The organism is Klebsiella sp. CN_Kp106 (assembly GCF_040064575.1).
Classification (GTDB): Bacteria; Pseudomonadota; Gammaproteobacteria; order Enterobacterales; family Enterobacteriaceae; genus Klebsiella; species Klebsiella michiganensis.
In genome coordinates this window covers 135121-160542 of the sequence record NZ_JBEAIG010000014.1, presented here as the reverse complement: position 1 = coordinate 160542, position 25422 = coordinate 135121, and the positions used below count along the sequence as shown (strand labels likewise).

The following is a 25422-nucleotide window of genomic DNA, read 5'->3' as shown; positions in this document are numbered from 1 at the left end:
GAATCAGGTCAGGGCGCCGCCCATACGGCACTGGGCAAAACGCAAAATGTCTTCTGCCAGGCGACGCGCGGTATCGACATCCGTCTGGCTGCGCTTGATCAGCAGTCGGCTCAGGCAGCCTTCAACGATCAGCTCCATCTGCTTTGCGACCATTGCCGGATCGTCAACTTCGAGCTGGCTAAGCAGTTCATGGGTATAGGCCAGCGAAGCCTGCTTTTGCTGCTCGGCCAACTGATGGATCGGATGCTGAGGGTCCGGATAAAAAGTACAGGCGGCAATAAACAGGCAGCCGGGATAACGATGGTTGCTTACGCAGGTGGTCAGCGCGGCGTAGCGGGCCAGCAGCTTCTGCTCCGCGCTGAGCGACTCGTCCAGTAAAAGCTGGCGGCGCCAGGCATCGACCTGATGGCTGAGATAGCGAAGCGCGTCGTACAGCAGCGCTTCCTGGTCAGGCCAGAAACGTTTGAGGTCATTGAGCGGGTAAGCCACGCGCTCGGCGACCATTTCCAGCGTGGTGTTAGCGATACCCTCGATTTCGAGGATTTGGATGGCTTCACCCAGGACATCTTCACGTTGCACGGTCTTTTCCTCCATTATTCCTCCTACAGTGTCGCTCACGGTTGTCGATCGCGCAAATGGGCGCTGAATGCCGCGGCATCCATAAAGCCGGTGACGCGCTGCGCGGGCTGCTCCTCGCCCTGTTCATTGAAAAACAGAATGGTGGGCAAGCCGAGCACCTGGAGGTGCTTCAGCAGCGCCGCGTCCCGCGCGCTATTTTTGGTGACATCAACCTGCAGCAGAACGGTCTCTTTCAGGGCCTGTTGAACCTCAGGTGAGGTAAAGGTGTATTTCTCGAACTCTTTGCAGGCCACGCACCAGTCGGCGTACAGGTCGAGCATCACCGGTTTACCTTTCGCCTGCGCCAGCGCCTGGTTGAGCTCATCGACGCTATGGATACGGGTAAACTGGAGATGGGACTGCCGTTGCGCGACCGGCGCATCGAAAGCCCAGTCCTGCAGCGGACGGGCGCTGACCAGCGCGGCGCCGAGCATCACTATTTGCACAATACGCAGCCAGGGGCGCGTGCCGCCCAGCGAGGTAATAAACGCCCAGCTAAAAAAGGCGACGCCAAGCAGCGACCAAAGCCGCAGGCCCCACGGTTCGCCCACGACACGCTCGAGTAAAAATACCGGCAGCGCCAGGATCACAAAGCCAAAGGCGGTTTTGACGTGGGCCATCCACGGGCCGCTTTTCGGCAGCAGACGGTTACCGAATACGGTCACCAGGATCAGCGGCAGCCCCATACCGAGCGCGTAGAGGTACAGGGTACCGCCGCCCAGCCACAGATTACCGCTCTGGGCGATATAGAGCAGAATGGCGCTCAGCGGCGCGGTGGTACAGGGCGAGCAGATTAATCCGGCAATCGCCCCCATGGCGAATACGCCGCCAGGTGAACCGCCCTGGCGTTTATTGCTCATCAGCGTCAGGCGCGTTTGCAGCGACGAAGGCAGCTGGAGCGTAAACAGACCAAACATCGACAGCGCCAGCAGGATAAACAGCACCGACAGGCCGATCAGCACATAAGGGTGCTGTAGCGCCGCCTGGAACTGCAGGCCCGCAGCGGCAACGACCAGCCCCAGGGCGGTGTAGGTTAGGGCCATGCCCTGGACGTAGATAAAGGCCAGCAGCAGCGCGCGGGCGGTGGAGAGGCGTTTTTGCCCGCCCAGCACGATGCCGGAAATCAGCGGATACATCGGCAGCACGCATGGGGTAAACGCGATGCCGATACCAATCAAGAGCGCCCACAGCGCGCTAAAGGGGAGAGCGGCATCTTTATTGTCCACAGCGGGGGGCGGAAGGTCGGACGGCGACTCTACCGGCAGCGCCGGGCGCGTTTCCAGCGGCAGAGGCGGGGTCAGCCCGGGTTGCCCGACGGCGGTATCGCTGCTGGAGCGCGCGAGCGCGTTGCCGAGCGGCACGATTTTGGTTTCCGGCGGATAGCAGAAACCGGCATCCGCGCATCCCTGATAAGTCACGGTAAGAGTCGCGCCGGCGGCGGCGTGAGTCAGAGTGACCGGCACGGTCAGGCGCTGGCGGTAAATTTCGCTTTTACCGTAAAACTCGTCCTCATGCCATTCGCCTGCAGGCAGCGAGGGGTCGGTAAACGCCGCATCGGCGGACGTCAGCTTTATCTGTTTACGGTAAAGATAGTAACCATCCTTGATTTGCCAGGTCAGATTAAGATCGTGTTGATTCTGCTGAAAATCGAAGGCAAAAGCCTGGTCAGCAGGAACAAAGTTCGAGCGGCCAGGGGCGTCGAACAGGCCGGCAATGGCCGATGTGCTGCAAAGCAGCAGGATCAGCGTAATGATGCGTTGAGCCATGAGAGGTAATCGTTGTCTCCGTGAATAACGGGCAGAACCAGAAGTTCAGGGGTTTGATACGGGTGATGGGACTTCAGGCAGTCCAGCAGCGCCTGCTGATGGGCAAGGTCGGTTTTCAGCAGCATTTGCACTTCATACTCCTGCTCCAGTTTTCCTTCCCAGTAGTAGAGCGATGTCGCTCCCGGCAGGAGAGTGGCGCAGGCGGCGAGTTTTTCCGCCAGCGCTTTGGCCGCCAGGTCCTGGGCGGTCGCTTCATCCGGCGCGGTACAGAGTACAACAACAGCATCAGGCATCGTCATCGTGAACCTCGTATCAGCGAAAAGAGGCACTATAGCATGCAAGATAGGGAGGATTAACGAAACGGGCCAGGATCTGGCCCGAATTTGAAGAGATTTACAGCATGATGCCGCCGAAAATAAACCCGAGGATCACGCATAGCGTAATGGCGATGACGCCGGGGATCAGGAAGGCGTGGTTAAAGACATATTTACCGATGCGGGTGGAGCCGGTGTCATCCATTTCGACCGCCGCCAGCAGGGTGGGGTAGGTCGGCAAAACGAAAAGGGCGGAGACGGCGGCAAATGAGGCGATGGCGGTAAGCGGGCTCACGCCCAGCATCAGCGCGGCGGGCATCAGCGCCTTAGTGGTCGCGGCCTGGGAATATAGCAGGGTCGCGGCGAAGAACAGCACTACCGCCAGCAGCCACGGGTAGTTGTGCAGCAGGTCGCCCGCCACGGTCTGGATATCGCTGATGTGGGCTTTCACGAAAGTATCCCCCAGCCATGCGACGCCGAGAACGCAGACGCAGGCGCTCATGCCGGATTTAAAGGTGCTGGCGTTGAGCACTTCACCGGTGTCGATTTTGCAGGTGATGCTTATCAGCGTCGCGATAGTCAGCATAAACACCACAATCGCTTCGTTACGCGGCAGGACAGGATCCTGGATCAGCCCTACGGTATCGCTGATGGCGGTGGCGTAGAACATCACCGCGACGATACCGATCAGAAACAGTAATACCGAGCGTCTGGCGTGCGGCTTCAGTTCAAAAACCTGGCTGCCGCGCAGTTTGACTTCCCCTTTTGCCAGTCGCTCCTGATAAATCGGGTCGTCTTTCAGCTCACAGCCGAGGAAGTTACAGACGATGGCGGTAAGCATGACGGCAATCAGGGTAACCGGAATACAGATCGCCAGTAGCGTCAGGTAGCTGACGCCCAGGGGCTCGAGAATACCGGCAAAGAAGACCACCGCTGCGGAAATCGGCGAGGCGGTAATGGCAATCTGCGAAGCGACCACCGCAATGGAGAGCGGGCGTGAGGGGCGGATGCCCTGTTCTTTTGCCACTTCGGTGATAACCGGTAAGGTTGAGAACGCCGTATGTCCGGTTCCGGCAAGCACGGTCATAAACCAGGTGACCAGCGGCGCGAGAAAGGTGATGTATTTGGGATGACGCCGGAGCATTCGTTCGGCAAGGCTGACCAGGTAATCCATCCCTCCGGCGACCTGCATGGCGGCGATAGCGGCGATAACCGCCATAATGATTTCGATGACGTCGAAGGGGATCGCGCCAGGTTTAATTTGAAACACGAGGGTCAGGACGAGGACGCCCAGGCCACCGGCGAAACCGATGCCGATTCCCCCGAGCCTGGCTCCCAGATAAATCGCCAGCAGGACAATAACGAGTTCTGCACCAAACATATTTTCCTTCCTTGTTTTATTAACAAGTTGATATTGGGTTGTTGTAATTTAGTAAATCAATAAGAACAAAAAGGGCATGTCATTGCTGACATGCCCGTGGTTAGTTTAATCGGAAAACCTACTGTTCGCTTTCATCGGTATAACGCTTCGCTTTATAGGCCGGATGCATCAGGTTTTGCGCAGAGAAGATATCATCCAGCTCCGCCGCGGTCAGCAGGCCGCGTTCAAGCACCACATCCCGCACGCTTTTGCCCGTTTCAGCGCAGATTTTGCCGACGATATCGCCATTGTGGTGGCCGATATACGGGTTGAGGTAGGTGACGATGCCAATCGAGTTGTAGACGTAGCTTTCACATACCGCTTTGTTGGCGGTGATGCCGCTGACGCATTTTTCCAGCAGGTTGTAGCAGGCGTTGGTCAGAATATGGATAGATTCAAACATCGCCTGGCCAATCACCGGTTCCATCACGTTCAGCTGCAGCTGGCCCGCTTCGGAAGCCATGGTGACGGTGGTGTCGTTACCGATTACTTTGAAGCATACCTGGTTGACGACTTCCGGGACCACCGGGTTAACCTTGGCGGGCATGATGGAAGAGCCCGCCTGCAGTTCAGGCAGGTTGATTTCGTTCAGGCCAGCGCGCGGGCCGGAAGAGAGCAGGCGCAGGTCGTTACAGATTTTGGACAGTTTTACCGCCAGGCGCTTCAGAGAGCTGTGGACCATCACGTAGGCACCGCAGTCGGAGGTCGCTTCGATCAGATCTTCCGCGGGGACAACCGGCAGGTTGCTGACTTCCGCCAGTTTTTGTACCGCCAGCTGCTGATAGCCATCCGGGGTGTTCAGACGGGTGCCGATAGCGGTCGCGCCAAGGTTCACTTCCAGCAGCAGTTCCGCGGTGCGCAGAATGCATTTGGTCTCTTCGTTAAGCAGAACATTAAACGCGTGGAACTCCTGACCGAGGGTCATCGGTACCGCATCCTGTAGCTGAGTACGGCCCATTTTCAGAATGTCCTGGAACTCCACGGCCTTCTGCTGGAAGCCTTCGCCCAGCTGATTAATCGCATCGATCAGTTTGAGGATGGAGGCGTAGACCGCGATGCGGAAACCGGTCGGGTAGGCATCGTTGGTGGACTGGCATTTGTTAACGTGGTCGTTCGGGTTGAGATACTGATATTCGCCTTTCTGATGGCCCATCAGCTCAAGGCCGATGTTCGCCAGTACTTCGTTGGTGTTCATGTTAACGGAAGTGCCCGCGCCGCCCTGGAACACATCGACCGGGAACTGGTCCATGCATTTACCGTTATTCAGGACTTCATCGCAGGCGGCGATAATGGCATTGGCGACGCTTTTGGGGATAGTTTGCAGCTCTTTGTTAGCCTGCGCAGCGGCCTTCTTCACCATCACCATTCCGCGGACAAATTCAGGGATATCGCTGATTTTGTTGTTGCTGATGTAGAAGTTTTCAATCGCTCTCAGAGTATGGACGCCGTAGTAAGCGTCAGCTGGAACTTCCCTTGTACCCAACAGGTCTTCTTCGATACGAATGTTGTTTAACATGTGAACCTTCTCTTTCAAGCTGCCTATGAATTCACCAAATACGCAGAATTAATGGGATCTAGCGCATTTTCTGGCCGCAGATTATTTCCTTAATCGGCCCGGTGCCCACGATCATATGCTGATGATAGCGAATATCAGCCGCCCTGATCACTTATTATGTAGTGAATCTTATAAGAATTATTAATCTGTGAAATGAGTCACCGGTTTTCTAATTTTGAAAAAAATAAGCTTTTTTTACGATTGAAAAGTGACGTTTTGGCCCAACATCTTGCTGATGCGAATAGCACATCTATGACTACGGGCGCCGATGCTGGCGTCTGTTAATGAAGGAGACGCCGGTGCGTTGGATTCCGTTAATTGCCGTTTTTTTATACGTTTACATTGAAATCTCGATCTTTATCCAGGTCGCTCATGTGCTTGGCGTTCTGCTGACGCTGATTCTGGTGATCTTCAGCTCGGTGGTGGGGATATCTCTGGTGAAAAACCAGGGCTTTAAAAACCTCATGCTGATGCAGCAGAAGATGGCGGCGGGGGAGAGCCCGGCCGCAGAGATGATCAAAAGCGTGTCGCTGATTATCGCCGGTTTGCTGTTGCTTCTGCCGGGGTTCTTTACCGATTTCCTGGGGCTGCTGCTGCTGTTACCTCCGGTACAGAAGCATCTGACCTTAAAACTGATGCCGCATCTGCGCTTTAGCCGGATGCCGGGCGGCGGGTTTAGCGCCGGAACGGGCGGCGGCGATACCTTTGAAGGCGAATACCAGCGTAAAGACGACGAACGCGACCGTCTCGATCATAAAGACGATCGCCGCGACTAACATGCATTGCCCGGGCCGGTTACTCCGGCCTGGAATACCCCTCCGCCAGCCTGCGCTTCGGTAAAAACAGCCACAGTACCGCCAGCATGATAAACGCGTAAAGGCTCTTCCAGCCCACCATCGCCAGCAGCAGCAGGCACAGCAGGCTGCCAAACGCCGCTAACGCGCGATAACGTCCCTCAAGCAAACGGCAGCCCGCCAGCATGCACAGCAGATAGATCATAATAAAAATGCCGTTGGCGTAGACGATCAGCGCATCAAGATTGATATTGAGCGCATAAATGCATAACGCGCTAATGACGCAGCAGCCGAGCACCGCGTTCAGCGCGTTGCGCGGAATCTGTCGCGGCGACAGCCGGGCCAGATAGCTCTCGGGCTTGTACTGCGCCTGCGACCAGACCAGGCGAGCAAAACTCTGAATATAGATATTGAGGCTGGCGAAGCAGGCGAGATAGCCGATAACGCAGGCAATCCACAGCGCCTGCACGCCAAACAGGCGCACCACGATATTGGGCAGCGACGCGGCGGCTGCCATCTCCTCGCCAAAGGCATGAAAATGCAGGACCAGCACGGTACAGGCCCAGTAGACGGAACCCGCCAGTAATAAGCCAATCATCAGCGCGCGGGGGAAATCGCGTTCCGGCTGCTTAAACTCAGAGGCCAGGTGTGCAAAAGCCTCCAGCCCGACAAAGCACCAGAACATCACGGAAAGCGCGGAGAAAAGCTGCGAACTATCGATTTCAGCGGGCGCCGGGAAGGGGATCTGCGCGGGATTGATCGCGCCGCGCCACCAGATGGCGACGATCAGGGCGACAATCAGCACGGCAACCAGCGTCTGTAGATTGGCGCTGGAGCTGGCTCCGCGGGAACCGACCCACCAGATAATCGCCAGCGTTCCCAGCTCGGCCAGCAGCAGTTGGCTGTCGTGCCAGCCAAAAAGCGCCTGACCAAAGCCGGTGGCGATGTGCAGGGCCGCAGGTAATCCCACCGGGATCACCGATAAAAAGAGCCAGCCGGTGACGCGCGCCAGACGCGGGCCAAAGGCCATATTCACAAAATGCGCCACGCCGCCGGCGCTGGGAAAGTGGCGGCCCAGCGTCGCAAAGACGATAGCGATGGGAAACACCAGTAAAATCAGCGCCGGCCAGGCCCAGAGGCTGTTATCGCCGGCCACCAGCGCGGCCAGTGCCGGAACGGCGAAGACCCCGGTTCCCAGTAATGACGTGGAGAGTAATCCCACGCCTTGAGCCAGCCCTAACTCCTGTTTTAAACCACTCATGATTCAACCTTGCGCCCGGCAAAAAAAAGATGGTATCACAATCGCTTTTGCTTATGACGTCAGGCGAGGACGGCAAATTTATGTGCGTCCGAGCACGAGGACAAATTTTTTTTTGCGTTTCCCCTTGAAGCGGTAAAACCCCATCCCCATCTCTCAGGGCACTAGCCGGAAAACCGTGTGCGGACCGGCGTCATCCATAACTGATAATGACTTTCTCAAAGGAGAGCTATCAAAATGAGTATTCGTCCGTTACATGATCGTGTGATCGTCAAACGTAAAGAAGTTGAAACGAAGTCTGCTGGCGGCATCGTTCTGACCGGTTCTGCGGCAGCAAAATCAACTCGTGGCGAAATCATCGCTGTCGGTAAGGGCCGCATCCTGGAAAACGGAACCGTGCAGCCTCTGGACGTTAAAGTTGGTGACATCGTCATTTTCAACGATGGCTATGGCGTGAAGTCCGAGAAGATCGACAATGAAGAAGTGTTGATCATGTCCGAAAGCGACATTCTGGCAATTGTTGAAGCGTAATCCGCGAACGACACTGAACATACGAATTTAAGGGAAAGATAAAATGGCAGCTAAAGACGTAAAATTCGGTAACGACGCTCGTGTGAAAATGCTGCGCGGCGTAAACGTACTGGCAGACGCAGTTAAAGTAACCCTGGGCCCGAAAGGCCGTAACGTGGTTCTGGACAAATCCTTCGGTGCGCCGACCATCACTAAAGACGGCGTTTCCGTAGCGCGTGAAATCGAGCTGGAAGACAAGTTCGAAAACATGGGCGCGCAGATGGTGAAAGAAGTTGCCTCTAAAGCGAACGACGCTGCAGGCGACGGTACCACCACCGCAACCGTACTGGCTCAGGCTATCATCGCTGAAGGCCTGAAAGCCGTTGCTGCGGGTATGAACCCGATGGACCTGAAACGTGGTATCGACAAAGCTGTCGTTGCCGCCGTTGAAGAACTGAAAGCGCTGTCCGTACCGTGCTCTGACTCTAAAGCCATTGCTCAGGTAGGTACCATCTCCGCTAACTCCGACGAAACCGTAGGTAAACTGATCGCGGAAGCGATGGACAAAGTCGGTAAAGAAGGCGTTATCACCGTTGAGGACGGTACCGGTCTGGAAGACGAACTGGACGTGGTTGAAGGTATGCAGTTTGACCGCGGCTACCTGTCCCCGTACTTCATCAACAAGCCGGAAACCGGTGCTGTTGAGCTGGAAAGCCCGTTCATCCTGCTGGCTGACAAAAAAATCTCCAACATCCGCGAAATGCTGCCGGTTCTGGAAGCCGTAGCGAAAGCTGGCAAACCGCTGGTTATCATCGCCGAAGACGTAGAAGGCGAAGCGCTGGCGACCCTGGTGGTGAACACCATGCGCGGCATCGTTAAAGTGGCTGCGGTTAAAGCTCCGGGCTTCGGCGACCGTCGTAAAGCTATGCTGCAGGACATCGCAACCCTGACCGGCGGTACCGTTATCTCTGAAGAGATCGGTATGGAGCTGGAAAAAGCGACTCTGGAAGACCTGGGTCAGGCGAAACGCGTTGTTATCAACAAAGACACCACCACCATCATCGATGGCGTGGGTGAAGAAGCTGCGATTCAGGGCCGCGTTACTCAGATCCGTAAGCAGATCGAAGAAGCGACTTCTGACTACGACCGTGAAAAACTGCAGGAGCGCGTTGCGAAACTGGCAGGCGGCGTTGCGGTAATCAAAGTTGGCGCAGCGACCGAAGTTGAAATGAAAGAGAAGAAAGCACGCGTTGACGATGCCCTGCACGCGACCCGTGCTGCGGTTGAAGAAGGCGTGGTTGCCGGTGGTGGCGTAGCGCTGGTTCGCGTTGCGGCTAAACTGGCTGGCCTGACCGCTCAGAACGAAGATCAGAACGTCGGTATCAAAGTTGCGCTGCGCGCAATGGAAGCTCCGCTGCGTCAGATCGTATCCAACGCCGGTGAAGAGCCGTCAGTTGTTGCTAACAACGTGAAAGCCGGTGAGGGTAACTACGGTTACAACGCCGCAACTGAAGAATACGGCAACATGATCGACTTCGGTATCCTGGACCCAACCAAAGTGACGCGTTCTGCTCTGCAGTACGCAGCATCCGTTGCTGGTCTGATGATCACCACCGAGTGCATGGTTACTGACCTGCCGAAAAGCGACGCGCCTGACTTAGGTGCTGCTGGCGGTATGGGTGGCATGGGCGGTATGGGCGGCATGATGTAATCGTGCGCTATACCCCTTAGAAATAAAGAACCCTCGGGCAGAAATGCTCGGGGGTTTTTCTTTTTGTCGTCTTTTTAGTATAAGGTTGTACATCCGGGCCAGTGCGTCCAGCTCATTGATCGTGGGGAATAACATGCAGGTAAAATATTTAGCAGGGATTGTCGGCGCAGCATTGTTGTTAGCAGGTTGCAGCTCCAGCAACGAATTGACCTCTGGTGGCCAGAACGTACGCTTTGTTGAGGATAAACCGGGTTCCGAATGCCAGCTGTTAGGCACTGCGACCGGTACGCAGAGCAACTGGCTGTCCGGGCAGAATGGTGATGAAGGCGGCTCTATGCGCGGTGCGGCAAACGCTCTGCGTAACCATGCGGCAGAAATGGGAGGCAACGTGATTTACGGCGTCAGCAGCCCGACGCAGAATCTGTTGTCCAGCTTTGTCCCGACAGATAGCCAAATGAACGGCCAGGTTTATAAGTGCCCGAATTGATTTAACAGGTGCCTCTTTTGAGCCAATAGAGGCACCTGGCATATTTTTTAGCGCGCGTTGATTTTGGCCTGTGTCGCCATGTAGAACGCATGTAAAGGCCGCAGGCACTCCTCCAGCGACAGCATTCTTCCCGGCTGAGAAGGAATAATTTGGCTAAAAATCTGGCAGGGCTGATGCTTTGCGTGCACTTCTTTCAGTTTTGGGCTCTTCTCAATTAAGCGCATCACTACGCTATTCTCCTGCTCTGACGGATGGGCGGCGTTGGTTTTAATCACCGCGCCGGAGATGATTTTTCGTCCTGCCTCCGTATCACAGCAGTACAGCACGCCCAGATAATGGGAAAACAGATTGAGCTTCCACTCATCCTGGATGTACTGTTGATAATCAACATTCTTGTTATTCGTTAAATCCAGGGCATATAGCATCAGGCTTTCCAGTGATGACGTTAAATTTTTAATCAGTTCGTTATCACCGGCGTTTTTAAGAGATTGCTGAACTCCAACCAGCAGCGCTTCAACCTGCATATCATCAATGCGCAGCGTAGCAATTTGCTCGTTTTGCAGCACCAGAATGAGCGTTGACCAGGTATCTCCTGGTTTTAACGTAATCGATATGACTCGCCTTTCCGAATTGGGCTGCTGGACTTCCGGCATATCTATAACCGGGGTGTTTTCTATGAGCTGCTCATTAAAAGCGACCAGTTCGCTCTTATAACTTTCACCTTCAGCGTTTAAGCGCTGTAATACGATGGCCATCCTGTGTTGTAAAACTAACAGGAGGTCGGTAAGCGCCTGGGCCTGAAGATAGTAAGACTGGCAAAGTTGATTACTCAGCTTTACTTTGAGCATTAAAGCTAAAAATTTGTCTTCATATTTAATTGATGCGGTATTAAAACCAATAAACGTGCCTTGCATTCGGATCTCCTTTTCCTGAGGGTTACGCTGGTGCCAGCGTGCGTAGCTGTGATAAATCAATGATGCGATCGGCCGAGGCAATGGTGGATGGCCGATGGGCGACGATGATTCGGGTAATGCTTAGCCCAGAGATAGACTGGTTAATCACCGACTCATTTTTAAGATCGAGATGACTGGTGGCTTCATCCATAAACAGAATGCTGGGTTTTCGATAGAGGGCGCGAGCGATTAAGAGCCGCTGTTTTTGCCCGCCAGAGATGCCTAAACCGAGCTCGCCGACAATGGTTTCGTACCCCATCGGCATTTTCATGATTTCATCATGGATATTACATCTGCGTGCGCATTCAACGATAAAGTCCATATCGGCGTTATCTTCAAAGCCGCTGATATTATCGATCAGGGAACCCGAAAAGAGTCTGTCTTCCTGCAGAACGCAGGCCGTTCCATGACGGAAGTTGTTAATGCCGATTTTCTGAATATCGAGGTTATCCGCTATCACATCGCCGCTGGTTGGGGACAGCAGGCCGCACATGACTTTCAGTAGCGTGGTCTTACCGACGCCGGAAGGGCCGACCAGCGCGATGGATTCGCCCGGTTCAACGGTAATATTTAAATTAGAAAAAATAGGCTGCGAGAACGGATCGTACTGGTAGCTGAGATTCTTCACTTCCAGTTTAACGCCCGTGTTTTCTGCAAAAACGCGTCGTGAAGGCAGTTCTTTTTCCGGCTCGCTAAAGACGATCTCTGAAAGACGCTCATTATGTAACGACAGCATACGCAGCTGCATAATCAGATCGATCAAACTTGAGGCGCGCTGCGAGAACTGACCGCGATAGGCATTAAAGGCCATAAACATGCCAAGGGTCATATTGTTATCAATAACCATAATTGCCCCCAGCCAGAGAACCGCAACCTGGTCGATAGAAGTAATAAAGGTATTAATACCGCCAAACATCATATCGAACCGAGTCTGTTTGATGCCGGCATTACAGGCGTCGATGTTGATATTTAACCAGTGCTGCGAACGGCGTTCTTTTAAGTTCAACGCCTTAATGGTTGAAATACCGTAGAGCGACTCCATAAAGTGCGAGCTGGAACGGGCGCCCTTGATAACCTGCTCTTCGGCAACGCGGCGGTAGAAGCTGTAGGTCGCAAAACGCATGATGACGTAGCATAAAGTAAAGCCCACCACGACCCAAACCAGCCAGCCGCCATAAAGCGTTAGCATAATCAGCAGGCCAACGGTCATAATCGAATCGATAATGCCGGTAACAATGCTATTGGTGAAGGTTGAGCGGATAGTATCCAGCGAGGAGAAACGAGACTGAATATCGCCCAGATGGCGCTTCTCAAAAAAGGATAACGGCAGGCTCGCCAGATGATCGAACAGCGTTGTCTTCCACTGAATATTGGTCAGCGTATTTAACGTTAATGAAATCCAGGCCCGCAGCATACTAATAAATGTACGGAAGAGCGTGAAGAAGACCAGACCAATACAGATAACCGAAAGCAGGCTCTGATCGTGCGCCATGATGACGTGGTCGGTAACCAGCTGCGTGCCGATGGGTAACAACAGGCCGATAGCCTCAACCACTACCGAAAAGGCAAAGATCTTGAGCAGGACGGATTTCAGCCCAACAATATTACGCATCAGGTCCAGCAGGCGTAGACGAGATTTCGCCTGTTCCTGCTGAAAGTTTTGGTCCGGCCATAGCTCCAGCGCAACGCCGGTAAAGTTATTGGACATTTCCTGGATGCCAATAACCCGTTTACCCAGCGCCGGGTCGTGAACAATAAAGCTGCTTTTACGCACTTTAGTGAGCACCACGTAATGATTCAAACCCCAGTGGATGACGCAGGGCAGCTTTAGCTGCTTGATTTCATCCAGGTCGAGGGATAGCGCGCGGCTTTTCAACCCGGCATGTTCCGCCGTTTTGCTCAACGACATGAGCGTAACGCCCTGAGAAGGACTGCCGTAGCGATGGCGGAAGTTGAACAGGTCGATATTGAGCCCGTAGAAGCCGCAAACCATCGCCAGACAGGCGATACCGCATTCGGCAGCCTCCGACTGTAATATCACCGGCGTTTTATGGCGGAGCGAAAAATTTAGCTTATCGGTAATCGTTTTAAACAGTTCTTTATGCATCGATCGGGCCACTCACGCTTTGCGTCATCTTATAGAAAGGGGTAAACATCCACATATAAAGCGGACGCTCTTCAAGAAAAACTACCGCCTGAGCCTTCAGGCCGTTAGAGAGCGTGAGCGTTTTTCCGTTGTAGTTAAAAGTCTTGTCTTTAATTTTTATAATGGCTTTATAGAGCGCCAACTCCTGCTGGCTAGTGCCGTTATTAACGTTGGTATATTCAGCCATCTCCTGGCGTGATGCTGGAACCGAGGAGATAGAAATAACCTTTCCTGGAAATTGCCCAAATTTATCCGCAGGAAAAGCATCATAGCGAATATTAATCGTGTCGCCTGGCTTCACATAAGGGATAGTATTATTGGGTAACCATAGGATGAGATAATACTCAATATCCCCTGTGGGTTTGATCTGTGCGAGGCTGCTGCCGTTCTCAACCATCTGCCCCTTAGTCACGGCCAGCGACTCAATCTTTCCATTGGTCGTTGCTTTAATAATGAGATTACCATTCGCGTTGGATTCTACCAGCTGATTTTTGTAATCATTGATTTGATTGTGCTGGCTGGAGATCTGATTATCAAAGTCTGCTGCTTTGGTTATTTTATCGCTATTGGTTTGCGTGAGCTGAGATTCCAGCTGCATTTTTTGGGTAACCAGGGATTGATAGGCGCTTTGCTGTTGAAAATATAAAGAATGCTGATAGTTATACTGGTCTTTAGTGATCAGACCATCCTTGAGGTATTTATCATAGCTGGATAAGTTGGTATGCATTTTGTTTAAGCCTACCTGAGTCGTCGCCAGCATGCGATTAGTTTCAGCCAGTGAGGCGCTGGTAGTTTTAAGCTGTTTATCAAGGGCGGTTAATGTTTCAGCTTTATTGCGCGTCAGTTTGCTTATAATATCTTCCGCATTAGCAATTTTTTCATTAATCACTTCAATTTGGGCTGCGCTCACATTCCCATTAATGGTATTACGCGAAACGTCAAGCTCATAAAGCGGTTGGCCTTTGTTTACGATATCACCCACTTTTACGTGCTGATTAACAACAAAACCTTGCTGTGGTGCGAAGACGTTCACGGAGTGGGGGAGCGTAATGACTTCGCCACGCACATCAATGCGCTGAGTGAAGGTACAAAATATGAGAGATAATACAAGAGCAATAAGAAAAAGTGATGCTAACAAGGTAACCAACCATGCCGGGATGCCTGCTAACAATAATGCTTTCCCTTTCCAGTGAATTTTTTTGTACTCAATCGCTTCCTTGCGATAGATATTTTTTAACATTGTTATCAGCTTTGAGATAGAGAATTAAGATAAAAGAAGGCTCGTCAGAGCCTTCATAAAGTTATGGTCTGAAAACTTTCTTACCAGTAGGCTAGCGTACCATCAACAAATCCATCAAACATCTCGATACATTTATCGAGAGTGATATCCCAGCCAACCATGGCACCAGCAATAGCGCCACCAACGCCGCCAACGCACAGACCGTAAATCATCCCCACCGCCTGGCCAATTGACCCGATACCCAAAATGCCGCCACCGTTACCGCCGAAGATGCCGCCCATAGCAGAACCGGCAAGTGCGCCAGCTGTGGCGCCTAAAATGGATGCTCCGATAGCTTCAGCGCTATTAAAAACAATACTGGTTAAGGCTCCAGTTATCGATGAGAAGTCCCAGGAGTAGCCACCAGAAATCTCTTCCATTTCAAATACAGTGAGTTGTTTCATTATATATTCCTTTAATATATGAGTGCTTTAAGAAAACAACAACAAGTCAAAATCTATTTTGACATTTTTAGAAAATGAAATACACGAAGGTGCAAGGTGGTATTTCGAGGCTGATTCTAATATGTGACTGTTATTTTTCAATGTCCGTGTTGATGATTGATTAGTGAATTTTTAGCGGTTCATGTATCAGCTTTAGTGAATTAATATTGATGGCGTGATTGTGTGTGAGAGAACGGATTGATAACGACAGGCATTTTAACCACCACACTTCAGGCTGCCTGAGCGTTGGCTGAGCGCGCTCAGCCCAGCCACTTAATGCAGTAAACTGCCAGGTATTCTCTCACTCACCACTCGAATAATTTTGGATTTATAACGTTTTTGCTTTTATTCATCATTAAGTCTATGTAAAACTTGCTGGTATATGCTTATATCCTTGCTCACAGGGGAATTATTCCTCCTGCAGGATGACCTCTAAATCTGTTTTTATCTCCCCAGTGATGCCTGCAGAGACATTTTTAGCGATTTTAAAATAGTCAGCAGTGAGCGTTAAATCCTGACTCTTAGTACTGACGAAGGGGTAGGCACTCAGATCGTTAAATTTTATCGCAGAACCATTTTTTTTAAGAATGATACCTATGTTTTGAGCGCCGTCTGGTAATGAATTTAGTAATAGTCCATTTACGCTTGTTGATGCTACAGATATAGGGCTAAACCAGTAAACATATTTTTTATTGATTTCTGAATCCGGGCAGTTAATATCGAGGGTGATATTTTTGGACTTGCCTGCGGCACTACCGACAGCTACGGAATTTAAATCTGAAATATCAATGGTTGATAGTTTTACGATACCTCCATTGCGCGGCGAGATTTCGCAGGTAGTTTCCTTAAAAGTAATGTTAGTCAAATCCACATTGATTCTGAATAATTCAGCGGTATTCGATGCACCCGTGTTGGTCTGATTTGGCGGGCCAGCCATAAAATAAACCGCCGTTTTGTTTCCCTTTTGTTTCGTTATGGGGCCGGTTTTCACTAACCAGACCATGACCTGTCCAGACGCTTTAGAAAAATAATGATTGCTGGCTATTTCTGGTTGATCTATTTCTGCAGGGGAAAAATAGTTAACTGATGGTAAGGTAATATCAGAAATCTGAAACCCAATACCGGGGATACCTGTCTCATAAACTATTTTTCCACCAATTTTAGTAATATTAGATGGGCTTACGACAGGTACGGTTCTGACGACATAAACATCGCTGGAACTACACGATGAAAATGTTTTGGGATTTACACTTCCACGTCTTGCCGACGCTAATATGCTACCGTTAGGTAATGTGGAATCCGCGATGACAGAACCGTTAAAACTAACGGTAATCGCACCGCCACCCGTTTTACTATATGAGCAGGTAGCCACCGCCTGTAAGCTTATGCTGAGTAAACTAATAATAAAAAAAAGACATTTCATAGTATTACTTTCCCTGTTGGTGGCAAACCGCAGTCGTCTGCGCGATGCCTTCGATTTCCCTGGCCAGACTATAAGCCGCTTTACACTGCTGGCCAGTCTTTGAACCCCACTGGGCATAGACTTCACCGTTATCTTTTAGACCGGACATGTAGACCATCCCACCATCAGACACGATACTGGCCTGGGCATTTTTATCGGTAGTTGACGTTACCGTTGCGCCATACGGCACGTTTTCGCCTGATGCTCTCTTAAGGATAAGGAATGCGCGGCGGCCAATATTACCCGCGAAGTTCGCCCGTACCACGGCTGCACGTGTAGGCACGACTTTTTGCGTCGTATTTGGCAATTCCATATTATTCCCCAGAGTCGTGCTATCTAAGGTTACGTTGGTCCGATGGTATGGCGTAACGTACGGAATAATCGCGTAGCCGCGGGAGTCCGTTTCGATAGTCGCGTCGTTTTCCAGGCGTACATTTTTCAGCCCGGGTGCTTTAACCAGTACGGCGGTTTCAGACATTTCCTGACCCAGGGTAATACCGTCGGCATGCATTAATACGCCGCCGCTCAGACCATAGTTAATCAACTGGCTATGTTTGGCATAACTGTAGCCGGCGTTAACTGAACCCGTTGAACCACGATAGTTGCCGTAGACGCCGCCGCTGGCATCCTCCCGATTGCTGTAGCCCTGCTGTACGTTCCAGTCGAGGTTATGATTTTCCAGCGCCACCCCGCTCAGAGAAACATACTGATCGGTCGAGCCCGGGCTGCTGTTGGTGACGTTGTAGGTCGCATAAGCATTAGGCAACCACTCGCTTAAAGGAATAGAGATATTAAATGAAACGACATGGTCATCCTCTACATAACGGCCGGAGCCACTATTTCCCCAGCTGTAGCGGCTATAGCTATAGCCGGCATAATAGTTAAAGCGGCGGAACCCGCCGTTGTAACCAATATTCAGCGAGTTATTGTGGCGCTTGCTGTCCCAGTAATCCTCGAATATACCGGATACAGAAAGGCTACCTAACCCGGCCCCCAGGCTTTGGCTGACGGTAATATTGGTTCTGTTACGCAGAGAGCGTGGAGTATAGCCGCCGTATCTGTTGCTATAGGTGTTCATCACATCGCTTAGCGTATTGTACCCGGAGGTCGAATAGCGGTAGCCGGCTACGGTAATATTGGTGCCGGTCTCAAGAATATTTTTACCATAGCGGATACGCCAGGATTGGCCGGACGTTTTATCTTCATCTTTCTTGTGGGACCAGGCTGTCGTGACGTCTGCGGAAACCGCGCCAATATCGCCAAGGTTTTGCCCGACTCCGAAAGCGAGCGCCTGATAGTTGGATGCCGCCTGCAAACCGGTATAGAAAGTGGTGTTGCTTAAGACACCGTAGCCGATCGTAGCCTGCGTAAACGGTTTTTCATCTATATTGCCGTCATATGGGCGATATTTACCGCTCGTGATCTCATACTCCATCTGGCCTTCTCTGAGCATTAATGGCAGAGAGGCGTAAGGCACGACGAAGTTCTGTTGGGAACCATCGGACTCCTCGACGGTGACGTAAAGGTCACCGTTGCCGCCGGTCGAGTAAAGATCGGTGATTTCGAAAGCGCCCGGAGCGACAAAGGCCTGGTAGATTTGATAGCCATTCTGTTTAATGACGATGCGAGCGTTGGTCCTGGCAATACCACGAACAACAGGCGCGAAGCCGCGCAGGCTTTCAGGAATCATGTCCGTATCGGTTGCCAGCTGAATCCCCGTGAAGGGCACGCTGTCAAAAATGCTGGAGAGAGAGGTGCTTTCACCCATGACTAAGGTGCTTTTCAACGATACAATGCTTCGCTGCGCATAGAGATAGACGGAATCCCAGTCACTCTTCGTGCCTGCTGATTTATTCCAGGTACTAAGGTTGCGCAGGCGCCACGGCCCAATGTTCAGGCCGGATTGTAGGTTAAGATTGTAATACTCATTGTCCGCTTCATAGTCTTTGCCCGAACTAAACTGATAGTTGGTCAGCAAGGCGTTAATACCGTCATCAAACTCATCGGGAGAAACAAATCCCTGAGCTATCGTCGACAGGGCTGCCTGCGGTATGGATATCAGCAGCTGTTGAGTATTAAAGTTAAAATCGGTGGTGAAATCCGGGATGATGCTCGTATCAGCACAGCCGTTAGCATCCTCTTTTAATGTTGGAAATGCATCTGAACGTAAACCATAGGTGGTTAATTTAGCAATGCTTAAACATGGCGCGAGTTTTAAGGCATCAGTCGCCGGATCTTTTTTGTCAACAAAGCGAATATCGGCCGTTTCTTGCAGACTATTATTTAAAATAACGTCAATGCGGTACACCCCTGGTGCCTGTGCATCCCTGGTTGAATACAGGGACAGGTCCGGTATTGAGGATGGATCGCCCTGATTTACTGATTTTATAAAAGCGGGATCAAAAAAATCACGTGCCAGGGCATTAGCGCTTAAACCGAGAGCGAGCGCCGGAACGAGAACGAAAAATGTGTGGTAGGTTCCGGATAGCGCCCCTCCCATCTTTTTTATTGAAATAGACATACTTTTCACCCTGGCCAATGAAAAAGAATTTAAATCGATGAGGTGTTAGCTGGGCCCGAGCCCCCATTATCCGTAGCCACCTTCCATACGATCTCTGAACCATTTATACCTGCAGGCAAAGTAAATTCTTTGCTGGAAAAAGCATCAATGTTATTAACTGAACTAGTAATATCCCTGCCGTTTATTGTTATTGTTTTAAAATAAATAAAGAATGGGGTCGGGTTTTTTAACGTTATTTTATTACCGGACTTACGCCACTGCAGATTTTTGGCCTCAGTAGTAATATTCATATCCTGAATAGCGCGTGGACGATAGATGAGGCGCATTCTGTGGCGAACGGCGAGCTGCAGCTTGTTTTTATCGGCTTCACTATCGCTGGTTGGCGGGATAGACATAACGTTAAAGAAGTAGACGGTTTCACGATCCTGCGGTGCTTTGGATATATACGCATTAGGAAAAACACGCACCGTATTCGTTTGCTTTCCCTCCAGACGGAAAAGCGGAGGCGTCACCATAAAAAAGCTGTCTTTCGTTCCTTCAGGTGCTTCTACCCAGGATTTAATAAGATATGGCGTATCATCTTTATTTTCAATGTTTGCGCTGATTTCTCGCGCGCCTTCTTTATAAAGATGACGGGTTGAATCCACCACGACTCCGCTGTGGGCTACAAAGCTGATGGTAATAAAAGAAAGTGTAGTTAGCCTTAATAATGACTTCAGCATAATTCATTCCCTGAATATAAGAATGGGGTTTACCTCAGGTAAACCCCGGCATGCTTATTAGTAGCTAATAGTAAAGGTTGCTACACCCTTAACTGCACCATCGGTAACGCCATTTGCGGTTTTAACGTATGCGGCTTTATAACGCAGATAAGAAGGCGTACCCGCAGTATATGCAATAACCTTAGGCGTAGTGCCGGTGAAGCTTACGCGGGTTCCATCGGTATTAACCACGGTAACCGCAGCGTTAGTCGCCGGGCTGGCCGCGGAGTTGGTCAGCACGTCATCCTGGCCGCTGATATAGTCGCCTGTTACGGTGACGTTGATATTGCCACTAAAGTCTTTAGCGCCTTTCTGGCAGTCTTCGATTTTGTACTCAATATCTTTTGCTGTAGACATATACGGTGCGTTGACAGCCAGGGCCTCCAGCACGGATGCTTTTACATCATCCAGCGTTAAAGATCCGCCTGAAATCATCGCGGACGGCGTTACGTTACAGGATTCGCCGGTGTCGGTTACGTTGCCCAGAATAGTCAGGTTAGAACTGTTCCCTGCCGCAAAAGCCTGGGCACTCAGAACTGCTGAAGCAGCGACCATTACAGCTACAATTGTTTTTTTCATTTATTTAATCCATATAGAGATACTAAAGTCCTGAATAGCGTCATGGCGTGGATGTTAATTAGTATGAATAGTAATAACTAGCATTCCGCTATGCTGCCTGAGCGCTATCGTTATCTTTCTCCTGCCGCCACTATTGTACAAATCAGCGCGTATTGTGCCGGAGCGGTAACAAATCTAAGTGCAGGGTAGATAAAATGCATGTGAATTCTGCTTGAATTTAAAGCTTGTTTATTGAAGGTTGCAAATTCACAAGTAGACTTCGTAGATAATAATGAGCGTATCTGGAACGTATAGTTGTAAATCAGTCTTCCATTTGGTTCAAATATCATGATAATATTATCTTTGCTCTGGGAGGAGCGGGAATTTATCCTTGAAATTATCTAATCTGGCAGGCTAAAAGGGATGTGTTGTGTTTGCTAAAGGTGAATTTGAATTTAATTCATCTTTGTTTCATATGGAATGGTGAGAGAGGATTGGGATTATGATATTCAATGAATATATCATTAATAATGAAGTTATTTTTAATGTAAATATGAATGAGCTACAGCCTGTAGGAGAGAATGGGGACAGCGTGACCCTCAATGTGCCAACGGCACGCTGCCTGCAACTTTTGCTCGAAAGCAACGGGAAGATTATATCCAGGGAGGAGTTTCTGGATATAGTGTGGAAAAATAGAGGGATTGTTGTTTCTCAGAATACGTTCTATCAGAACATTTCCTTGCTAAGAAAATCATTACTGAAAGCAGGATTATCGCAAGATATTATTGTCACAGTAAGGCAGCGGGGATTTGTTCTCGCCGCAGGATCAAATATCGCGTCATTCTTCCGAACGGACGAAAAAGAGCCAGAAAATCCTGAAAATGTGCAGATCACCGCGAGCACATCTTCGCCTCCGGTTGAGAACAATGTGACTCATAATTTAGCCATTCAGGAAGATGCGCAAAAAAGTTTCAATGACAATAAAGCAACAGAGTTCAAATTACCCAAGTGGATTTTACCCCTGCTATTGGTTATGACCGCAGCAAACATTCTTTCTCTTTTCTTGTAGCTTTAATGAATGGGTCTACAGCTTGCTTTTATATTTGCTTTTACTTTCTTTCAGAAAGGATAACGACTGGTTTTACGAAAATGATTAAGCAGTAGTAGTTATATACCAGTGAGTAATAGCAAATAGGCAGTCTGCCTGGCCATGCCCGGCAGACGGATTGACTATTGCTGCTTTAACCCCAAGTCGAGGGGCGTCTTGCTGGGTTCCCCGCCGATTTCCCGCGCAAGTTTTGGTACTAAATAGCCGGACACCAGCGTCAGCAATTCGCGCACGATCGCTCTGGCCTCTTCGTCACTGACCATAAAATGCGCCGCTCCCTGCACTTTGTCTAACACGTGCAGATAATAAGGCATGACGCCGGCGTCGAATAGCGCGTTGCTCAGGTCGGCAAGCGTGTTGGCGTTATCATTTACGCCGCGCAGCAGCACGCTTTGATTCAATAAGGTCACGCCAGCCATACGCAGTTTTTTCATGGACGCACGAAACGCCGCATCAATCTCGTTGGCGTGGTTAACGTGGTTTACCAGCAGTACCTGTAACGATGATGCAGCAATACGGGCAACCAGCGTATCAGTTATACGCGCAGGAATCACAATGGGCAGCCGGCTGTGAATACGCAGGCGCTTGATGTGCGGAATAGATTCCAGCTGCGTCAATAGCCAGTCGAGTTCATGATCCTTGGCCATAAGCGGATCGCCGCCGGAAAAAATGATCTCATCCAGCTGTGGATGTGCCGAAATGTACTCCAGGGCCTGCTGCCAGTTACGCTTATTGCCCTGGTTTTCAGCATAGGGGAAGTGACGACGGAAGCAATAACGACAATTTACCGCGCAGCCGCCTTTCACCAGCAGTAGCGCACGGTTGCTGTATTTATGCAGCAGACCGGGTACCACGCTATGCTGTTCTTCCAGCGGATCGGTAGAGAATCCTGGGGCATTAATAAACTCTTCCTGGGAGGTAAGTACCTGACGTAGAAGAGGATCGTTGGGATTGCCTGGCTCCATACGGGCAATAAACGCCCGCGGAACACGCAGTGCGAACAGGCGCTTAGCATCACGTCCTGCCAATAGATTCGCATCTGCGTCTACATTTAAAAGATGCAGCAGTTCATCAGGACTGGTCACAACATCGGCAAGTTGCGTTAACCAATCTTCTCTGGATGGGGTATTTAGGGTTACAATATGCGCCATTTTGTGGCTTAGCTACCAATTAACAAAATTTCAGAGGGCCTTATGGCGACTTACTATAGCAACGATTTTCGTGCCGGTCTTAAAATCATGATGGACGGCGAACCTTATGCCGTTGAAGCCAGTGAATTCGTTAAACCCGGCAAAGGCCAGGCTTTCGCGCGCGTTAAGCTGCGCCGCCTGTTGACCGGTACTCGCGTTGAGAAAACCTTCAAGTCTACCGATTCTGCTGAAGGTGCGGACGTTGTCGATATGAACCTGACTTACCTGTATAACGACGGTGAGTTCTGGCACTTTATGAACAACTCTACCTTCGAACAGCTGGCCGCTGATGCTAAAGCCGTTGGCGATAACGCTAAATGGCTGCTGGATCAGGCTGAATGCATCGTGACCCTGTGGAACGGTCAGCCTATTTCCGTCACCCCGCCAAACTTTGTTGAGCTGGAAATCGTTGAAACCGATCCAGGCCTGAAAGGCGATACCGCGGGTACCGGCGGCAAGCCTGCAACGCTGTCCACTGGCGCAGTGGTTAAAGTTCCTCTGTTCGTACAGATTGGCGAAGTCATCAAAGTCGATACTCGTTCTGGCGAATACGTCTCCCGCGTGAAGTAATTCAGGCGGCGAAAGAGTTGGCGCAGCGCCATGCTGCGCCTCTACAGGTTGAAACCGCAGGCAAGGAAGATGAATCCCACACTGAAACTTTTGCTACTGTTATTGTTGAGCGGTTCGCTGTTGACTGGATGCAATACGGCTCGCGGCGTGGGCGAGGATATCCAGAGCCTGGGTCATGCTATTTCTCACGCGGTCAGCTAATCTTATTTCATCAGGCAATTCTTATTCATATACTCACGCTCTGTCTGATTCCCTTTCTTCACTTCTTTTTCTCTTAAAAATCGTCTCGCTTCCCTCATCCTGGACCAGTTTGTCTATGCTTATAGAGCACGATAACTAAAACTGGTTAATAAGGATGACATTATGGTAAAAAAAGCGATTGCAGCGTTCTTTACGGTTTTGGCACTTTCCTCTGTACTGACCGCATGTAACACCACGCGCGGTGTAGGTCAGGATATTTCAGAAGGCGGCAGCGCGATTTCGGGCGCCGCGACCAAAGCTCAGCAATAGACCATGGCGGTACGGCCGTTGGTCGTACCGTTCTTCCTCACCCTTGCCACGTCGTGTATAATTCCTGTGGAATATCATCTACCTTACGGGACGGCCTGTAAGCGTTTCACATCTGGGGACGGCCCCATCAAAGGAGCCATATGTCCTGGTTTATTCTGTTTATCGCGGGTCTGCTGGAAGTCGTCTGGGCTGTCGGCCTGAAATATACCCATGGGTTTAGCCGCCTGGTGCCAAGCGTGATAACGATTGCCGCCATGGTCATCAGCATGGCGCTGCTGTCATGGGCGATGAAAACGCTACCCGTGGGGACGGCTTACGCCGTTTGGACCGGAATTGGCGCGGTCGGCGCAGCCGTGACGGGGATTATCCTGCTAGGCGAATCCGCCAGCCCGATGCGCATTGCCAGCCTGGCGTGTATTGTGATTGGTATCATTGGCCTGAAAATGAGCGCGCATTAATACTGCTGATTGACCCACAGCAGTTTGCTGACGTCGAATCCCTGCCGGGTAGCGATATCCAGCATCTGCTGCTTCACTTCTGGCGGGATTTTCGGCGCGCGCGCCAGTAGCCAGAGATAATCCCGATCAGGTCCGCAAACCAGCGCGTAGCGATAATCCTTGTCCAGCGCAATCACGTTATAGCCGCCATAGAAGGGGCCGAAAAACGACACTTTCAGCGCGGCTCGCGTGGGCTCCCCGGTAAAGTAAGCCACGCCGTCGGTTTTCTGCCACATCCCCCGGTCGGGGTTGTATCCCTTATTGACCACGTTCAGCCCGCCATCGTCGCGCAGGCTATAGGTTGCGGTAACTTTTTCTAAACCGCTCTCAAAATGGTGATCGAAGCGGGCAATCTCATACCAGGTGCCAAGATAGCGTTGGGGGTTGAACGGACTGACCACGGTTACGCCAGGAGGTGGCGTCGGCGCGCTGCAGGCTACAAGCAGAAATGAAGCGGCAACAACCGCAATAACGGGTAGCAGACGCATAATGTTTTCCTTGCCAGTTTTAAGCTAAGTGTAGATTCAGGCAGGAAAAATGCGGCAGAATTTTCTTGAGAAGCGAGCCCGGTAACATAATGCTACCGGGCTTATCGCCGAGGAGGTAAAAGCGGCCTCCGGCGAGCGCTTTAGATGAACAATATGCCGACCAGAGTGACGACGGTCAGAATCGCCGCGAGGCCGTAGAAGACCCACTTACCGTTGGGTACGTGAATTTTCAAATCATGCATCGCATGGTGAATACGGTGAAGTCCACACCATAGCGGTAGCACAATCATCAGGAAAATGAATGCGCGGCCAATAAAGCTATGGGCGAAAGCCAGCACGCGTTCGTAGCTGAAGGCGTCCGCGGGCGCTAGTCCGAGCGGCAGCATAATACCCACCAGCAGCACGATGACGGGGGCGACAATCGCTCCCCACATGCCGCCAGCGCCAAACAGCCCCCAGAATACCGGTTCATCAGAACGTTTTGGTTTGGGATTAATCATTCC

Annotated in this window: 26 protein-coding genes; 9 read left to right on the top strand and 17 right to left on the bottom strand. The window is 51.0% G+C overall.

Features of this window, described 5'->3' with window-relative positions:
- Nucleotides 1-3: 3 nt before the first annotated feature.
- The 5 genes from ABLU96_RS08295 to aspA form a co-directional block, all read right to left on the bottom strand.
- Nucleotides 4-594: a transcriptional regulator gene (locus tag ABLU96_RS08295; RefSeq protein ID WP_004097892.1), complete on the bottom strand. Its 591-nt coding sequence runs from the start codon at nucleotides 592-594 to the stop codon at nucleotides 4-6.
- Between the two features lie 20 nt (nucleotides 595-614).
- Nucleotides 615-2384 carry a protein-disulfide reductase DsbD gene (locus ABLU96_RS08290; protein WP_025107654.1) on the bottom strand — a complete coding sequence of 590 codons (1770 nt, stop codon included), beginning with the start codon at nucleotides 2382-2384 and terminating at the stop codon, nucleotides 615-617.
- Entirely contained in the window at nucleotides 2360-2683 is a 324-nt protein-coding gene (cutA, locus tag ABLU96_RS08285; protein ID WP_004097896.1) for a divalent cation tolerance protein CutA, read from the bottom strand. Before cutA ends, ABLU96_RS08290 begins: the two co-directional genes overlap by 25 nt.
- Before the next feature lie 94 nt (nucleotides 2684-2777).
- On the bottom strand, nucleotides 2778-4079 hold the full coding sequence (locus tag ABLU96_RS08280; protein WP_014227594.1) for an anaerobic C4-dicarboxylate transporter: 1302 nt from the start codon (nucleotides 4077-4079) through the stop codon (nucleotides 2778-2780).
- Nucleotides 4080-4197: 118 nt separating this feature from the next.
- Nucleotides 4198-5634, bottom strand: a complete 1437-nt coding sequence (aspA, locus tag ABLU96_RS08275; protein ID WP_004097898.1) for an aspartate ammonia-lyase — start codon at nucleotides 5632-5634, stop codon at nucleotides 4198-4200.
- A 338-nt stretch (nucleotides 5635-5972) separates the two neighbouring features.
- Between aspA and ABLU96_RS08270 the strand changes: the two genes are divergently transcribed.
- Nucleotides 5973-6449 (top strand): FxsA family protein, encoded by a 477-nt coding sequence (locus ABLU96_RS08270; RefSeq protein WP_004097899.1) that lies wholly within the window; start codon nucleotides 5973-5975, stop codon nucleotides 6447-6449.
- A gap of 19 nt (nucleotides 6450-6468) precedes the next feature.
- Here the strand turns inward: ABLU96_RS08270 and yjeH are convergent, their stop codons facing one another.
- Entirely contained in the window at nucleotides 6469-7728 is a 1260-nt protein-coding gene (gene yjeH, locus ABLU96_RS08265) for an L-methionine/branched-chain amino acid transporter (protein ID WP_014227596.1), read from the bottom strand.
- A 234-nt stretch (nucleotides 7729-7962) separates the two neighbouring features.
- Between yjeH and ABLU96_RS08260 the strand changes: the two genes are divergently transcribed.
- From ABLU96_RS08260 to ABLU96_RS08250, 3 genes are all read left to right on the top strand, one after another.
- Nucleotides 7963-8256: a co-chaperone GroES gene (locus tag ABLU96_RS08260; RefSeq protein WP_003855929.1), complete on the top strand. Its 294-nt coding sequence runs from the start codon at nucleotides 7963-7965 to the stop codon at nucleotides 8254-8256.
- Nucleotides 8257-8299: 43 nt separating this feature from the next.
- A complete protein-coding gene (gene groL, locus ABLU96_RS08255) occupies nucleotides 8300-9946 on the top strand; it encodes a chaperonin GroEL (RefSeq protein ID WP_004097907.1) in 1647 nt (548 codons plus the stop codon).
- A 133-nt stretch (nucleotides 9947-10079) separates the two neighbouring features.
- Complete coding sequence (locus ABLU96_RS08250; RefSeq protein WP_004097909.1) at nucleotides 10080-10433, top strand: DUF4156 domain-containing protein; 354 nt, start codon at nucleotides 10080-10082, stop codon at nucleotides 10431-10433.
- A 47-nt stretch (nucleotides 10434-10480) separates the two neighbouring features.
- Here the strand turns inward: ABLU96_RS08250 and yjeJ are convergent, their stop codons facing one another.
- The 8 genes from yjeJ to ABLU96_RS08210 form a co-directional block, all read right to left on the bottom strand.
- Nucleotides 10481-11347: a YjeJ family protein gene (gene yjeJ, locus ABLU96_RS08245; protein WP_025107651.1), complete on the bottom strand. Its 867-nt coding sequence runs from the start codon at nucleotides 11345-11347 to the stop codon at nucleotides 10481-10483.
- A 22-nt stretch (nucleotides 11348-11369) separates the two neighbouring features.
- Complete coding sequence (locus tag ABLU96_RS08240) at nucleotides 11370-13493, bottom strand: peptidase domain-containing ABC transporter (protein ID WP_004097913.1); 2124 nt, start codon at nucleotides 13491-13493, stop codon at nucleotides 11370-11372.
- Entirely contained in the window at nucleotides 13486-14772 is a 1287-nt protein-coding gene (locus ABLU96_RS08235; protein WP_064405839.1) for an HlyD family secretion protein, read from the bottom strand. The genes ABLU96_RS08240 and ABLU96_RS08235 overlap by 8 nt, the downstream gene beginning before the upstream one ends.
- Nucleotides 14773-14852: 80 nt before the next feature.
- Nucleotides 14853-15215, bottom strand: a complete 363-nt coding sequence (locus ABLU96_RS08230) for a hypothetical protein (RefSeq protein ID WP_004097919.1) — start codon at nucleotides 15213-15215, stop codon at nucleotides 14853-14855.
- A 448-nt stretch (nucleotides 15216-15663) separates the two neighbouring features.
- Nucleotides 15664-16677 (bottom strand): fimbrial protein, encoded by a 1014-nt coding sequence (locus ABLU96_RS08225; protein WP_064405837.1) that lies wholly within the window; start codon nucleotides 16675-16677, stop codon nucleotides 15664-15666.
- Nucleotides 16678-16681: 4 nt separating this feature from the next.
- Nucleotides 16682-19216, bottom strand: coding sequence for a fimbria/pilus outer membrane usher protein (locus ABLU96_RS08220; RefSeq protein ID WP_064405869.1), 2535 nt, complete (start codon nucleotides 19214-19216; stop codon nucleotides 16682-16684).
- A 50-nt stretch (nucleotides 19217-19266) separates the two neighbouring features.
- Complete coding sequence (locus ABLU96_RS08215; protein WP_025107646.1) at nucleotides 19267-19959, bottom strand: molecular chaperone; 693 nt, start codon at nucleotides 19957-19959, stop codon at nucleotides 19267-19269.
- A 57-nt stretch (nucleotides 19960-20016) separates the two neighbouring features.
- Nucleotides 20017-20577, bottom strand: a complete 561-nt coding sequence (locus ABLU96_RS08210; RefSeq protein WP_025107645.1) for a type 1 fimbrial protein — start codon at nucleotides 20575-20577, stop codon at nucleotides 20017-20019.
- A gap of 481 nt (nucleotides 20578-21058) precedes the next feature.
- On the opposite strand from ABLU96_RS08210, the gene ABLU96_RS08205 reads away from it, so the two are divergent.
- A complete protein-coding gene (locus ABLU96_RS08205) occupies nucleotides 21059-21625 on the top strand; it encodes a winged helix-turn-helix domain-containing protein (protein ID WP_004097927.1) in 567 nt (188 codons plus the stop codon).
- 161 nt (nucleotides 21626-21786) lie between these two features.
- Here the strand turns inward: ABLU96_RS08205 and epmB are convergent, their stop codons facing one another.
- Complete coding sequence (gene epmB / locus ABLU96_RS08200; protein WP_032695144.1) at nucleotides 21787-22815, bottom strand: EF-P beta-lysylation protein EpmB; 1029 nt, start codon at nucleotides 22813-22815, stop codon at nucleotides 21787-21789.
- A gap of 42 nt (nucleotides 22816-22857) precedes the next feature.
- Between epmB and efp the strand changes: the two genes are divergently transcribed.
- From efp to sugE, 4 genes are all read left to right on the top strand, one after another.
- Nucleotides 22858-23424: an elongation factor P gene (gene efp / locus ABLU96_RS08195; RefSeq protein WP_004097931.1), complete on the top strand. Its 567-nt coding sequence runs from the start codon at nucleotides 22858-22860 to the stop codon at nucleotides 23422-23424.
- Between the two features lie 69 nt (nucleotides 23425-23493).
- Nucleotides 23494-23625 (top strand): entericidin A/B family lipoprotein, encoded by a 132-nt coding sequence (locus ABLU96_RS08190; protein ID WP_064405867.1) that lies wholly within the window; start codon nucleotides 23494-23496, stop codon nucleotides 23623-23625.
- A gap of 162 nt (nucleotides 23626-23787) precedes the next feature.
- Nucleotides 23788-23934 (top strand): lipoprotein toxin entericidin B, encoded by a 147-nt coding sequence (gene ecnB, locus ABLU96_RS08185; protein WP_004097935.1) that lies wholly within the window; start codon nucleotides 23788-23790, stop codon nucleotides 23932-23934.
- A gap of 140 nt (nucleotides 23935-24074) precedes the next feature.
- Nucleotides 24075-24392, top strand: coding sequence for a quaternary ammonium compound efflux SMR transporter SugE (gene sugE / locus ABLU96_RS08180; protein WP_014227609.1), 318 nt, complete (start codon nucleotides 24075-24077; stop codon nucleotides 24390-24392).
- Here sugE and ABLU96_RS08175 read toward each other — a convergent pair.
- The gene (locus ABLU96_RS08175) at nucleotides 24389-24919 is read right to left on the bottom strand and encodes a lipocalin family protein (RefSeq protein WP_064405835.1); all 531 of its coding nucleotides are present in this window, start codon (nucleotides 24917-24919) and stop codon (nucleotides 24389-24391) included. The genes sugE and ABLU96_RS08175 overlap by 4 nt on opposite strands.
- A 140-nt stretch (nucleotides 24920-25059) precedes the next feature.
- Complete coding sequence (gene frdD, locus ABLU96_RS08170; RefSeq protein ID WP_004097938.1) at nucleotides 25060-25419, bottom strand: fumarate reductase subunit FrdD; 360 nt, start codon at nucleotides 25417-25419, stop codon at nucleotides 25060-25062.
- Nucleotides 25420-25422: the final 3 nt, after the last annotated feature.